Annotated in this window: 16 protein-coding genes; 4 read left to right on the forward strand and 12 right to left on the reverse strand. The window is 65.7% G+C overall.

Annotated elements, in window-relative coordinates; all coding sequences use genetic code 11:
• Positions 1 to 23: 23 nt before the first annotated feature.
• From IP92_RS06175 to fliE, 12 genes are all read right to left on the reverse strand, one after another.
• Entirely contained in the window at positions 24 to 800 is a 777-nt protein-coding gene (locus IP92_RS06175; protein WP_145873659.1) for a FliA/WhiG family RNA polymerase sigma factor, read from the reverse strand.
• Between the two features lie 19 nt (positions 801 to 819).
• Positions 820 to 1,326 carry a flagellar basal body-associated FliL family protein gene (locus IP92_RS06180; RefSeq protein ID WP_145873660.1) on the reverse strand — a complete coding sequence of 169 codons (507 nt, stop codon included), beginning with the start codon at positions 1,324 to 1,326 and terminating at the stop codon, positions 820 to 822.
• A gap of 7 nt (positions 1,327 to 1,333) precedes the next feature.
• Positions 1,334 to 2,527 carry a flagellar hook-length control protein FliK gene (locus IP92_RS06185; RefSeq protein ID WP_145873661.1) on the reverse strand — a complete coding sequence of 398 codons (1,194 nt, stop codon included), beginning with the start codon at positions 2,525 to 2,527 and terminating at the stop codon, positions 1,334 to 1,336.
• Positions 2,524 to 2,808 carry a hypothetical protein gene (locus IP92_RS06190; protein ID WP_229418657.1) on the reverse strand — a complete coding sequence of 95 codons (285 nt, stop codon included), beginning with the start codon at positions 2,806 to 2,808 and terminating at the stop codon, positions 2,524 to 2,526. Before IP92_RS06190 ends, IP92_RS06185 begins: the two co-directional genes overlap by 4 nt.
• A 19-nt stretch (positions 2,809 to 2,827) precedes the next feature.
• Positions 2,828 to 3,217, reverse strand: coding sequence for a flagellar export chaperone FliS (gene fliS / locus IP92_RS06195; RefSeq protein ID WP_145873663.1), 390 nt, complete (start codon positions 3,215 to 3,217; stop codon positions 2,828 to 2,830).
• A 28-nt stretch (positions 3,218 to 3,245) separates the two neighbouring features.
• Positions 3,246 to 4,628 (reverse strand): flagellar filament capping protein FliD, encoded by a 1,383-nt coding sequence (gene fliD / locus IP92_RS06200; protein WP_145873664.1) that lies wholly within the window; start codon positions 4,626 to 4,628, stop codon positions 3,246 to 3,248.
• Positions 4,629 to 4,716: 88 nt separating this feature from the next.
• Positions 4,717 to 5,151 (reverse strand): flagellar FliJ family protein, encoded by a 435-nt coding sequence (locus tag IP92_RS06205; RefSeq protein ID WP_145873665.1) that lies wholly within the window; start codon positions 5,149 to 5,151, stop codon positions 4,717 to 4,719.
• Positions 5,148 to 6,458 carry a flagellar protein export ATPase FliI gene (gene fliI, locus IP92_RS06210; protein WP_145873666.1) on the reverse strand — a complete coding sequence of 437 codons (1,311 nt, stop codon included), beginning with the start codon at positions 6,456 to 6,458 and terminating at the stop codon, positions 5,148 to 5,150. Before fliI ends, IP92_RS06205 begins: the two co-directional genes overlap by 4 nt.
• Positions 6,455 to 7,144: a flagellar assembly protein FliH gene (gene fliH, locus IP92_RS06215; protein ID WP_145873667.1), complete on the reverse strand. Its 690-nt coding sequence runs from the start codon at positions 7,142 to 7,144 to the stop codon at positions 6,455 to 6,457. The genes fliI and fliH overlap by 4 nt, the downstream gene beginning before the upstream one ends.
• Positions 7,141 to 8,184: a flagellar motor switch protein FliG gene (locus IP92_RS06220; protein WP_199271899.1), complete on the reverse strand. Its 1,044-nt coding sequence runs from the start codon at positions 8,182 to 8,184 to the stop codon at positions 7,141 to 7,143. Before IP92_RS06220 ends, fliH begins: the two co-directional genes overlap by 4 nt.
• Complete coding sequence (fliF, locus tag IP92_RS06225; RefSeq protein ID WP_229418658.1) at positions 8,171 to 9,874, reverse strand: flagellar basal-body MS-ring/collar protein FliF; 1,704 nt, start codon at positions 9,872 to 9,874, stop codon at positions 8,171 to 8,173. Before fliF ends, IP92_RS06220 begins: the two co-directional genes overlap by 14 nt.
• Before the next feature lie 81 nt (positions 9,875 to 9,955).
• Positions 9,956 to 10,303 (reverse strand): flagellar hook-basal body complex protein FliE, encoded by a 348-nt coding sequence (fliE, locus tag IP92_RS06230; RefSeq protein ID WP_145873670.1) that lies wholly within the window; start codon positions 10,301 to 10,303, stop codon positions 9,956 to 9,958.
• 534 nt (positions 10,304 to 10,837) lie between these two features.
• Here fliE and IP92_RS06235 point away from each other — a divergent pair.
• From IP92_RS06235 to fliQ, 4 genes are all read left to right on the forward strand, one after another.
• Positions 10,838 to 11,692, forward strand: coding sequence for a FliM/FliN family flagellar motor switch protein (locus IP92_RS06235; RefSeq protein WP_145873671.1), 855 nt, complete (start codon positions 10,838 to 10,840; stop codon positions 11,690 to 11,692).
• Between the two features lie 5 nt (positions 11,693 to 11,697).
• Entirely contained in the window at positions 11,698 to 12,072 is a 375-nt protein-coding gene (locus tag IP92_RS06240; protein ID WP_371860887.1) for a FliM/FliN family flagellar motor switch protein, read from the forward strand.
• Between the two features lie 104 nt (positions 12,073 to 12,176).
• Positions 12,177 to 12,899: a flagellar type III secretion system pore protein FliP gene (gene fliP / locus IP92_RS06245; RefSeq protein ID WP_145874056.1), complete on the forward strand. Its 723-nt coding sequence runs from the start codon at positions 12,177 to 12,179 to the stop codon at positions 12,897 to 12,899.
• An 18-nt stretch (positions 12,900 to 12,917) separates the two neighbouring features.
• Entirely contained in the window at positions 12,918 to 13,190 is a 273-nt protein-coding gene (gene fliQ, locus IP92_RS06250) for a flagellar biosynthesis protein FliQ (RefSeq protein ID WP_145873672.1), read from the forward strand.
• Positions 13,191 to 13,198: the final 8 nt, after the last annotated feature.

Here is a 13,198-nt window from a genome sequence, read left to right on the forward strand (position 1 = left end):
CCTCTTCTTATGTGCCGGGCGCTTCAGGCCTGCAGCACGGCTTTCATCTTGTTCAGCGCTGCCTTGTTCAACTGGCACACGCGTGCATCCGTCAGGTCCAGCACGGCGGCGATTTCCTTGTAGCTGAGCTCGAACTCGTAGTACATTTGCACCACGCGCTGCTCACGTTCGTTGAGGCCGTTCAGCGCCTGTTCCAGCGAACGCCGGACCATAAGCTGCTCTTCCGGGCTCGGTGCGCTGCCGGCGCTGCCGTCGGCCGCGCCTTCCTGCAGCAGGTCGTCGAAGCTGGCCAGTACCTCGGCGTTCTCGTCCAGCTGGTAGGCCATGTATTCGTCGGCCGTGATGCCGAGGCCGGCGATCGCTTCCTGTTCGGTCGGCTCGCGGCCCAGCTTGCGCGTCAGCGCACGCACGCCGTCGCGCAGCTTGTGGCTCTGCTGGCGCACGGCCCGCGGGCGCCAGTCCTGGCGGCGCAGCTCGTCCAGGATCGCGCCGCGCACGCGCAGGCTCGCATAGCTGCCGAACGCGGCGTCCGGCTCGCCGTAGCGGCGCAGCGCTTCGAGCAAACCCATCAGGCCGATCTGTTCCATGTCCTCGCGGTCGATCGCACCGCCGACCTGCGAGTTCAGCTGACGCACGATGCGCTTGACCAGCGGCGCGTACGCGAGCAGGTGCTTCTGCTCGGCCGCCGGCGACAGCGCCGGGGCTGCCGCGTTGCGGCCCTCGCCATAGCTTTCGCCATAGCTGTCGGCATAGCCGCCGCCGTAGGTCTCGGCGTGGATTTCCGTTTCTACATAAGCCATGTTCGCCCTTTCGCGCACATCACTCGATGATCAGCTTGCCGATCATGACTTCCTTGAACGGCTTCTCGCGCGAATCCTTTTCGTACTCTTCCTCGAACGCCTTGTTCAGCGCCTCGGCGAACTCGTCGATGCTCATCGACTGGGCCTTGTCCATCTGCAGGGCCGACAGCGTGCGCACGGCAACGCTGCGCAGGAGCGGCAGGTGTTCCTTCGCTTCCTTTTCCTGCTTGACGGGCGCGGCGACGACGAGGTCGGCCGACAGGTAGTGCGGCAGCGTCTCGTTCGGACCGCGGCGCAGCATCACGATCACTTTGTCGACCGTCAGGTACTTGACGGGCTCGGCGGCGGCTTCCTCGCTGTCCTTCTTCTTTTTCTTGGCCTTGTCGTCCTTGCCGCCCTTGCCATCCTTGTGCTCGGACTCGGCCGCGTCGCCCTTCGGCGCGGCGAAGTACCACGCGGCGGCGCCCGCGCCACCGGCGCAGACCAGCGCCACGGCGGCGATGATGATGATCAGCTTCTTGTTCATTTACCTGTTACTCCCGCAGCATCGCGAAGGTGGTGGAGGGTTCGTCGTCGCCCAGCGCGCGGCCCGGGGTCCGCTGCTGCTGTTCGCGCTCCTGCTGGCGGCCGCGGCCTTCGCTGTCTGCCAGCGAACGGGACGATGCTTGCGACACCGTCACGGCCACGTCGCCGTATTGGCGTTGCGACAGGTCCTGCCGCATCGAGTCGCCGACGGCGTTCAGCTGGCGGACCACCTCGCCATGGGTGGCCGACAGGCTCACCTGCAAACTGCCCGCGCTCTGGCGAATCGAAATCTCGATACTGCCCAGGTTCGGCGGGTCCAGACGGATTACGGCGTGGTCGCTGTTTTTCTGAAGGGTCAGTTGCAAACGATCGCCCAGCGCGGCGCGCAGCGGCTGCTGCCATTGCTCGGCCGAGCCCGCCAGCTTGACGGTCTCGGCGGCCACGGTGCTCGTACCGGCCGCGGCCGGCGCGGCAGCGGCCATCACACCGCGGAACGTCGTCTGGTCGCCTTGTTGGCCGGATTGGGACTGGCTGTCGGTGCCGGACTGGGCGTTGCCATCCTGCGCGGCCGTAACGGCTGCGCTCGTGGCGGCGGCCATGGCGGCGGGCGTGCCGCTGCCCGACGTGGCCGGCGTGGTCTGCCGTTCGGTAGCGGGCTGTGCCGTTGCGGCAATCGCGTCTTTCGCAGCGGGCAGGGCGGTTTGCATCAGGCGCGCGGCGGCCGGCGTGCTCGCCAGCGTGGTCGCGGCGGTGATCGCATCGGCGGCGGCCTGGCGGGCCTGCTCGGCACTGGCGGCCAGCAGCGTGGCCGGGCGCGCCTGACCCGCCGTCGCGTCGACGCGCTGAGCGCCGTCGGCGATCGGCATGGCCGCGGCTTGCGCCTGCACCTGCGGTTGCATTGCCGGCATCATCGCCGGATTCAGCACGGGCAGCATCGCGGCCAGCGTGGCGTCGGCCGGCAGCGGCTGCGCTTCGGTATCGCCGTCGGCCGGCGTAGCGGGGGTGTCGCCGGTGGCCGGTGCGGCTGCGACAGGCAGCGCAAGGCCGGCCAGGTCCAGCATCTGGGCGAACAGCGCGGGCAGGCCCGCGGCGTCAGCCTGGCCTTCCGTACCGGCGGGAACGGCACCGCCGACGGCGGCGCCAGGCAGCGTGGGATCCGCTGCGGCCGCGCCACCCGGCGCGGAGGGGGTAATCATCATCATGCTTGGGTTCCGGCAAGGTCGTTGTCGAGGGCATAGGCAAGCCAGCCCTCTTTATTCATATTCATCTGTTGCAGGTGCTTGCCCAGTTCGGTGCTGGCCGCTCCGACCCGCAGCACGGCTTCTCGGTGCTGCTGGCGCAGGGCGGCGAGCGCCGCCCGTTCGGCCGGCGTCCACTTGCCCTGGGCGGCCATGGCCGGCAAAGAGGACGCCATCAAGGTGTTTTGCGCCGCCAGCGCCTTCCAGTCGGAAGCGGCGGTGGCGGCGGCGATGCGCTGCGCCATGCGCAGCAGCTGTTGTTGCCTATCCATGCTTGGCCTGTACGCCGAGCCAGCCTTGCTTGATGGTCGTCAGGAGGCCGACGACTTCGTCGATGATCGCCGGGTCCATGTCGATACCGGCACGGTACAGGCGGGCGACGCAGTAGTCGTACAGGCGGCCCAGGTTGGCGACCACTTCGCCACCGTTGTCGAAGTCCAGCGAGCTCGACAGGCCGTTGATGATCTGCGTGCACTTGTCCAGGCTGGCGGCCTTCAGCTCATAACGCTTGCCCACGACGTGGCCGCGGGCACGGGCCAGCTCTTCGAGCAGGCCGTCGGTGAGCACGAGTACCAGCTCGACCGGAGAGGCACGCGCGGTCTGCGCATCCAGGTTGGTCGCGTGGTATTCGCTGTAGGCATCGAGATTCATCATGTGGTCACCAATAGGGATCAGTGCCCCGTTACTTGTCCGATTTGGCGAACAGGGCGTCGAAAATGGAAGTATTACTGCTCATCTGCGCTTGCAGCGTCTGCAGCGTTGTAAATTGGTTCAGGTAGCGCACGTACGCCGACTCGTACTGCTGGTCCAGGCGCGACTGGCGGTCGAGCAGCGATTCCTGCAGTTGCGAGTTGACGTCGCGGCGCTTGGCGATCTGGCCGGTCGTCACGTTCGTCCACTGGTTCGTCAGCTTGTCCAGGTCGCCCAGCACGCCGCTCGGCGCGGACAGGCTGTTGTTGCCGACGATCTTGTCCAGTGCGGCCGGGTTGGCGGCCAGCGCCTTGTTCATGCGCGTGGTGTCCAGGGTCAGCGAACCGTCGCGCTGGCCGGTGATGCCGAAGTTGACCAGCGACAGCCCGTCGATCTTCTGGCGCAGCACCGTCTGCATGCGCGTCTGCAGCGCCTGCACGCCCGCGTCGGCGTGCAGCGGGCCGGCGGATGTGGTCTGGCTGCCGGCAGCGGTCAGGCCCTGCAACGTCTTGATCAGCTTGTTCCAGCCGTCGACGAAGGTTTGCAGATTCGCTGCCGTGCCGCTGTTGTCGGTCGCTACCGTCAGGCTGACCGGGTTCTCGCCGGCCGACTGCGCCTTCGTGAACGTCATCGACACGCCGTCGATCACGTTGTACGTGTTCGATGCCTGCTGGATTTTCGTGCCGCTGGCCTGGTCGCCCAGGTAGACGATCGCGTCGCGCGCCGTCATCAGGTCCTTGCGGTTGGCCGGGTCGGACAGCGCGTCCTGCAGCGCGCCGGCGGGCAGGGCGCTGGCGTCGATCGACACCGTGTTGGCCGCGCCCGTCTCGTTCGACGTCATCACGAGTGTCGGCACGCCGCCGACCGTCATCGTCGATGCCGTCACCTTCGCCGTGTTGCCGCTGGCGGTGTTGATGGCCGCGGCCAGTTCCTTGACGGACAGGATGCCGTCGCCGGTCGTGTCGGCCTGCGCCAGGTCGACGGCGAACGTCGTGGCGCCGACCGTCACGCTGATCGTGCCGGCTTCGGCCATCGGCGTCGCGTCGGACAGGCCGCTGTACTGCGCCTGATTGGCCGTGGCCAGTTGCTCGACGTAGAAGAAGTAATTGCCCGGCGTGGCCGTCGCGTTTGCGGTGGCGGTGCCGACGGTAGAGCTGAACGTTGCCGACGTGGCAAGCACGGTCTTCTTCGACGACAGGCTCGACATTGCACTTTCAAACGCCGACATGGCCGAGCTGAGCGTGCTCAAGGCCTTGTCCGTGGCCGTGGCGATGCTGTTCTGATTCGTCAGCATCGTCTGGCGGTCCTGGATGTAGGCCGTGGCCAGCTGCGTCGCAGTGGTTTTCGGATCGTAGGTGGGTGCGGTCGTTGCCATTTTCGTGCTCCGAGGAAATTAATTAAGAGTGTACCTTGGTAACAGGCGACCAAAGTAGCTTCTCTATGAAATTTATTTCCTCAAGGATTTATTTTTGGCCCCGAAGCCACAGTTGGGTTGCCAGGTCATCATGCACTTTGCGTTCCTGCACGGCGACCTTGCCGGCCAGCGCTTTCTGGTTCTTTTCCAGCACCTGGCCCAGCACTTCGCGCTTCACGTAAGCGCGCGTCAACGCCTGTTGCGATACTGCCATGTCGGCCTCGTGCATCGTCAGGTCGAGCCGGTGCGAGTCGGCCATCGCGAGCACCGCCTGCTTGTAATTGCCGCAATTGGCGGCCAAGGCGATCGGCAGGTTGCCGGAAGCGCCGCTGTTGACGGCCAGGTCGTGCAGGCGGGCGAGGTTTTTCCGGTAACGCTCGGCGGTCATTTGTTTCGCGGCTTGCTCGGCCTGCAGCTTCTCCAGCTCCGAATTGCGCAGCGCCACCAGGGTGGAGAGGTTGTTGATCAAGTGCTTGTCGCTCATGCCATCAGCCTTTCAAGTTGCTCGACGCACGCCGTGTACGGCGCATCTTCCTTCGTGCCCTGGCACAGGAAATTCTCGATGTGCGGGTGCAGCTGCACCGCCTTGTCCGTGACGGGATCCGCGCCCGGCACGTAGGCGCCCAGCGGGATCAGGTCGCGTACGCGGTCGTGCTTGGCCATCGATGCCTTCAGCGACCGCGCCGCAAGCATGTGGTCCTTCGTGATGATGCCGTTCATGCAACGGCTGATCGACTGGCCGATGTCGATCGCCGGGTAGTGGCCCCGTTCGGCCAGCGCGCGCGTCAGCACGATGTGGCCGTCCAGGATCGCCCGTGCCGTGTCGACGATCGGGTCTTGCTGGTCGTCGCCTTCGGCCAGCACCGTGTAGATCGCGCTCATCGAGCCGTCCTCGTGTTCGCCATTCCCGGCGGACTCCACCAGCTGGGGCAGGTTCGAGAACACCGACGGCGGATAACCCTTGGTGGCCGGCGGCTCGCCCAGCGCCAGCGCCACTTCACGCAGCGCCATCGCATAACGGGTCAGCGAATCGACCAGCAGCAGCACGTTCTTGCCCTGGTCGCGGTAGTGCGCCGCGATAGTGTGGCACAGCTCGGTCGCCATCACGCGCATCAATGGAGACTCGTCGGCCGGTGCAATGACGAGCACGGCTTTCTTCAGGCCTTCGGCGCCCAGCGACATGTCGACGAATTCGCGCACCTCGCGCGAGCGTTCGCCGATCAGGCCGACGACGACGACGTCCGCCACCGTCTGCCGCGTGATGATGCCCAGCAGGACGGATTTACCGACGCCGGAGCCTGCCATCAGGCCCACGCGCTGGCCCTTGCCCAAGGTGAGCATCGAGTTGATCGCCCGCACGCCCACGTCCAGCGGTTCGTGCACGGGCTTTTTCTTCAGCGGATTGACGCGCGGCGGGTGCATGTCCAGCTCGTGCTCGCCGGTCAGCTTGCCGAGGCCGTCGATCGGCTCGCCCAGCCCGTTGACCATGCGGCCCAGCCAGCCCTGGCCGATGCGCAGCGTGGCCTTGTCCTGCTGGGGCAGCACGCGGGCGCCCGTCTGCAGGCCGGTGGCCTTCTTGAACGGCATCAGGTACGACACCTTGTCGCGGAAGCCCACCACCTGGGCGTCGAGCCAGTCGCCGTCCACGGTCTCGATCTGCGCGCGCTGGCCCGTGTGCAACGGGCAACCGACCGCTTCCAGCAGCAGGCCGGAGGCGCCGACCAGCCGGCCGGTGGGCTTGGCCACCGGCACGTCGTCGATTTCCAGCTTGCGCAGCGCGTCTGCAATCATTCTTCGATCTCGTCTTCATCGCCGCCATCGGCGGCCTGCAACTGTTTGTCCACCTGCTCCATCACGGCAGCGAGGCGCTGGGTGCAGCCGGCGTCGACTTCGTTGTCGCCGGCGCGGACGCGGCACTCGCCCGGTTCCAGCCGCGAATCCGCGATCAGGTTCCAGCGCTTGGCGCGTTTCGGATCCAGTTCCGTGACCCGCTTCATTTCTTCCGGGTTCAGGTACACATCGACGTCGTCACGCGACGGCGGCATCGAGGCGAGCGTCTCGTCGACCAGCGCCATGATCTGCACCGGCTGCAGCGCCAGCTCGGCGCGGATCACCGAGCGTGCCACCTTGGCGACGAGGTCGACCACTTCCTTGCGCTGGGCGGCGCGATAGTCGGTGCGCAGCTTCTTCAGGCTCTTCAGCATGGCGTCGACGGGGCGGGCCAGCTCGTCGAAATTGACGAGCGTTTCCTGCCGGCCTGACTCACGGCCTTCGACGAGGCCCTGGATGCGGCCCGCTTCGTAGCCTTCCTCCTGACCGCGCTGCAGGCCGACGTCGTAACCGTCGCGCTGGCCCTGTTCGAAGCCCTCGCTGATCGACGCCTGCCATTGGTCGGCATCCACGCCGTTGCCCGCGCGCTGCACCGCCTGCGTATGGTGCGACAGCGGCGGGAAACGGTAGGGGCGGAACTGCTTCATTCGACCACCGTCTCGGCGAACAGCTGCACTTCGACTTCGCCGGAATCGGCCAGCGCCTTGACGGTGGACATGATTTCCGAACGGGCCGCCTCGATGCGCGACATCGGCACGGGGCCGGCGCGGCGCATCATGTCTTCGAATGCCTGCGCCTGGCGCTTCGGCATCGTCTTCAGCACGGCGTCGCGGATCGACAGCTCGGCGCCTTTCAGCGCGATCGCCCACTGCTCCAGCGGCACTTCCTCGATGATGCGGGTCAGCACGGCTTCGGTCTGCGTCGACAGGATCAGGAAGTCGTACATCGACAGCTCGATCTGCTCGACGATCGACGGATCGTGGGCACGCAGCAGCTCGACGACCTGGGCACGGTTGCCCGGCAGGCGGTTCAGGATCTCGGCAACCTGCTTGACGCCTTCCACGCTGGTGCTCTGCATGTCGAACGAGGCCAGGCAGCGGTCCACCAGCTCATCGAGTTCTTCCAGCAGGTCGCGGTCGATCTCGTCCAGGCGCGCCAGCGACAGCAGCACCAGGTCGCGGCCGTCGACCGGCAGCGCGTCGATGATCTGGCCAGCCAGGGCCGGCGGCAGGAACGCGAGGAACACGGCCTGCATCCGCACGTGCTCGTTGGCGATGTAGTCGCCCAGCCACTTCGGCGAGGCCCACTGCAGGCGTGCCATCTTCGGGCGCAGTTCGTCGCCGTAGATGCTGTTGAGCACCGTGTTGGCGATGTCGCCGCCCAGTGCCAGGTCCAGCGAGCGCTTCAGGTAGGAGCGCGAGGCGCCATGCACGCCGGACTGCTGGCGGTAGTCGTCGAAGAAGGTCTGGATGGCCGTCTTCACGGCTTCGACCTTGATGCCGCTCATCCGCGACATGACCTGCGTGACTTCCAGCAGTTCCTCGCGGGACAGGCAGCGCAGCACATTGGCCGCCTGTTCCTCGCCGATCGACAGCAGCACGATCGCCGCTTGCTCGACCGGGGTCAGCGCAGCACCTTCCGCCGGTGCCAGGTCATTGAGGTTGTTCATGGAGTTAAGCTCGGCCATTTTTCTGCATCCACTGTTTGACGACTTCTGCAACACGCTCCGGCTCTTTCTCGGCCAGAACCTTCAGGTGATCGACCATCACATCGACCGGCGAACCGGCAGGCGGCAGATCATAGTTTTCCAGCAGCGGCTGGACGGCGATGCCGGAGGCGGTCAGTTCGGCCGTCAGCGGCGTTACTGTTGCCCCATCCGTGCCGCCGGTCAGGGCCGCCGGGGTGGCGGTGCCAGCCGGCAGGGCTTCCACGGTGCCCGGCAGGGCGGTGGCGCCGCCGCGGGTCGCGACCGGGATCGGCGTTGCCGGGGCCAGGCGGGCCGTCAGCAGTTTCATCAGCGGGCGCAGCAGCAGCAGGTAACCCAGCAGTGCGGCGATCGCGTAGCTTGCCCAGCTGCTCATGTCCACGATGTTGTCGCGCTCTTCCCACCACTGGACCGGCGCGGCCTTGACCGGGAAGCGCATCGCCGAGACCACCAGCGAATCGCCGCGCTCGGCGTTGATGCCCAGGCCGTTACGCAGGACCTTGTCCACGTTGGCCAGTTCGGCAGCGGTCCAGCCCGTCTTCGGATTCGCGGCAGCCGCTTGCGACAGCACGATCGCCACGTTCTGGCGTTCCAGGCGGCCACGGGCACGCTTGGTCTGGGTGATGCTGCGATCGTACGCGTATTGGCGCGTCGTGGCGTTCTTGCGGGCCGTACCGTCCGGCAACTGGCCCGGGGCGCCCGCGGCACCGTTGGCGCCAGCGGCGGCCGGGTCGGTGGCGGTGGTGTTCGGCTCGGCGGCGGCAGCGGGCGGGCGGTTCGACAGCGTGCCCGGCACACCCATCACCATGCGGTTGCGGTCCTGCTCGTCGCGCATCGCTTCGCTGGTGACTTTCGGCGTCTCGCCATACTTCTCGACGGTTTGCTCGACCTTGTCGTTGTCGACGCTGGCGGTGACGCTGACCTTGAAGTTGTCGTCGCCGACGATCGGGCCCAGCAGGCCGCGGATGTTCGTCTTGATCTCGTCCTGCACGCGCTTCTGGTTGTCGTTCGTCGCGGCGCTGGCGTCGAAGCCGTCGGCCAGGTCCACGTGCGACGACAGCAGGTTGCCGGCCTGGTCCACCAGGCTGACGCGGGTCGGGTCCAGGCTGGCCACGCTGCCGGCCACCATGTTGACGACGGCGGCGATGTGTTCCGGCGTCAACGTGCGGCCCGGCTTCAGGCCGATGACGACCGAGGCCGACGACTTTTCGCCGTCCGACGACACGAACGACGTCGACTTGGCGATCGACAGGTGCACCCGGGCCGACCCGATCGCGTCCAGCGTCATGATGCTCTGCGCCAGCTCGCCTTCCAGGCCGCGGCGGAAGCGCACGTCCTGCACGAACTGCGACACGCCCAGCGGGTCGTTCTTGTCCATCAGCTCCAGGCCGGCCGGCAGCTGCGCGGTGACGCCTTTCGACGCCAGCAGCATGCGCACCTTGCCCAGCATCGATTCGGGCACCAGCACCTGGCCGCTGTCCGGATGGATGCGGTAGGGGATGTGTTCGCTGTCGAGCACGCTCATCATGTCGCTGGCGGCGACTTTTTCGCGGGCGCCGAAGACGGCCTTGTAGCCGGACTGGTCCTTCCACAGGAACATCAGCACGACGGCCGTCACGCCGACGGCCAGCAGCAGCATCGGGTACAGGTTCTTGACGAGGGCGGGGGGCATGGCGGGAACGCCATTGCCACGCCAGCGCCCGTAAGCGGACTTAAGGGTGTTGATCACGTCGGGACTTTCGGAGAAAGGGAATTACAGCGGCAGCTTGATGAGCTCGTCAACAGCGCCCATCACTTTATTGCGGACTTGCATCAGCATCGAGAAGGAAAGGCTCGCTTCCTGGCTGGCCAGCATGGCCCCCACCAGGTCGTCGCTACGGCCGGCGTCGACATCGGCCATTTTTGCGCTGGCGGCCTGGTCGGCCGCATTGACGCCCTGGACGGCGTTCGTCATCGCCTGGGCGAAGGAGGGTTGCCCGGCGGCGTGTGCGCCGAATTGCGCAGCCGGCGCGATCGTACCGGCCTGGTGCGCCAGGTCGGCTGCGGCGTTCGTGAGAGCCGCGATATCGGCCTTGATCATGCCGGCGATTTCATTTGCCATTTGCCATCTCCACTTTCATGCAACGTTGAACTTCGTTCGCACAGCCTGCCCAGCGGTTTTGCAACCCAGCCACGGCGTCGCCATGTGCATTCAGGACTTGCTGCCCGTTCAGGTATCGGTCGCCAGCGCTGCAACTTGATGTCCTAACGGAAAAACTTCTGACTTTTTTTGGTGCCATTTCGGCGCCGATAATGCGTTAGACAATGAAAAGAAAAATGGTCTACCGCAAATGTAATTGGCCAGGTACGATTCAATGCGCTGCATTGTTTCTTTTTAAAGAAACGATGATATCGTGGCAAAACTCTTTAAAAATCATGCACTAAGCGCCGTTACTGCAATTGCTGTGTAGCAGCATTCATTGGCGCGAGACAGGAATAAGCTTACCGCGAGGCAACAACACTGTAAAGAGGAATTTGGGGAAATGATGTATTGATGCGTGGCAATAACGTCGAATTTCGGTTATTCTACGCTGCCTGGATCGTCCCCTCGTATACTTTGCGATACGATGTGGAGTGCAGACGGATGACAACACCAATGACCAATATACAGACCACCGCGCAACATCAGGTTCTGGACCCGTGCCTGCTGGGCCGGCCGGTGCATCGGCTGCCGCACTTTGCCGCGCAGCTGCGCGATGACCTGATCGCCGCCCTGCGCCAGCCCGCGGGCCGCCGCTACTGGGGCGCCTTCGAGGTGGAACACGTCGCGTTCGCGCGCCTGGACGGCAGCGAGCAGCGCCTGCGCTGGCAGCGCTATGCGGCTGGTGCGGGCAGCATCGCCTTTGCACTGGAGCGCAAGGTGCTGCTGGCCGTGCTTGACTTCCGGTATGGCCGCGGCAAGGGCGCCGACACCCCGATCGATGAAAACAAGGTGCGCGTGACCGCCACCGAGGAGCGCCTGAGTGTTGTACTGGGCCAACAGTTGGCCCAGGTCGTCGCCAACCGAATCGCCGCCAACCTCCCGGGCGGGCAGGGCGCCCCCGCGCTGGCGCTGATTCCCGTCAACGCGCCCGGCGCCATGCCCGGCAAGGGCACGTGGATCGTCACGATGAATGTGCGCGCCGGCGAGAACGTGGGCACGGTATGGTTTGCACTGGATAAGAATCTGATGTCCGACGTGCTGCACGGCCTGTCGCCCGAGCGCGACACCGGCAGCAAGTCGCCAAAGCCGGCCGCTCCGCTGCCGCAACGCCTGCAGGTGTCGCTGAACGGGAGGCTGGTGAGCAAGGAAGTAACGCTTGGCTCCCTGTTCGACCTGAAGGTTGGGGATGTCATTCCGGTCAGCCTGCACAGGGCGGACGTGATGCTCGAGGAATCCCGGCTGTTCACGGCCGCGGTCACGGAGCACAAGGGAAAACTGTGCCTAACCTCTTTTGAAGACGTCGAATGAATATGATGAATGTGAACGCAAACGGCACCAGCGACGCCCTGCTCGACGATGTGACGGACGAGATGATCATCGACCAGGTCAGCAGCGACCTGACCGATGCGCCGGTCACGCGCACGCCGCGCCGCGACCTGCCGCAGATGATGCGCAAGATTCCCGTCACGCTGACCCTGGAGGTGGGTTCGGCCCGCGTGTCGCTGCAGGACCTGATGAACATCGGTCCGGACAGCGTGGTGGAACTGGATGCGCTGGCCGGCGAGCCGCTGGTCATCAAGGTCAACGGCACCGCGATCGGGCGCGCCGAGGTGGTCGTGGCAGGCGAAAATTACGGCTTGAAGGTCATCGACCTCGACGGACTCAATCTCGACATGATGACGTCATGATGTCGCGTCTCGCGACCGCGGCCGGCGCGCCCGCCACGGGCCCGCGCCGGCCGTTCGCTTTGGCGGCCCGGCCGTCCTGGCTGGCGGCGCTGCTGGTGCTGGCCATGCTGCTGGCCGTACCGCTGGCCGCGTTCGCACAGCAACAGACCAATACCCCTGACCTGCTGGCCGGCGTCGTGCCCGGCGCCCGGACCGACCTGTCGGTGAAGATGCAGATCCTTGTCATCATGACCCTGCTGGGCCTGCTGCCCGTGCTGGTCATGATGATGACGAGCTTTACCCGTTTCGTCATCGTGCTGTCGCTGCTGCGCTCGGCGCTGGGCCTGCAGCAGGGCTTGCCGAACCGTATCATCACCGGCGTCGCGCTGATCCTCACGCTGCTCGTGATGAAGCCGATCGGCGACCAGGTATGGCGCGACGCGTTCGTTCCGTACGACCAGAACCGGATCGGCCTGCAGGATGCGCTGCGCATCGCCGAGCAGCCGGTGTCGCGCTTCATGCTGGCGCAGACGAGCAAGGCGGCGCTGCGCCAGGTGGCCACCTTGGCCGGCGAGCAGAAGATCGCCAATCCGATGCAGCACGGCTTTCCCGTCAAGCTGGCGGCATTCGTGCTGTCCGAACTGAAGACGGCGTTCCAGATCGGCTGCATGCTGTTCATCCCGTTCCTGATCATCGACCTCGTCGTATCGTCCGTGCTGATGGCGATGGGTATGATGATGCTGTCGCCGCTCGTGATCTCGTTGCCGTTCAAACTGCTGCTGTTCGTGCTGGTCGACGGCTGGACCCTGACCGTCAACACGCTCGTCACGAGCATCCAGGCGTATTAGCCGCATGGAGTACTTGATATGCTGACTCCCGACGTCGCCGTCGACCTCGTCGTCGAGGCGCTTCACATCGTGATGGTCCTGGTGCTGGTGCTCGTCGTGCCGGGCCTCGTCGCGGGCCTCGTGGTGGCGCTGTTCCAGGCCGCCACGCAGATCAACGAGCAGACGCTGTCGTTCCTGCCGCGCCTCCTCGTGACCTTGCTGGCGATCGTGATCACGGGGCGCTGGATGGCCGGCTACCTGATGGACTACTGCGTCTCGATCTTCACCCGGGCCGCCACGCTGGTCGGCTGACCGCCGTA

The organism is Pseudoduganella flava (genome assembly GCF_007830495.1).
Classification (GTDB): domain Bacteria; phylum Pseudomonadota; class Gammaproteobacteria; order Burkholderiales; family Burkholderiaceae_D; genus Rugamonas; species Rugamonas flava.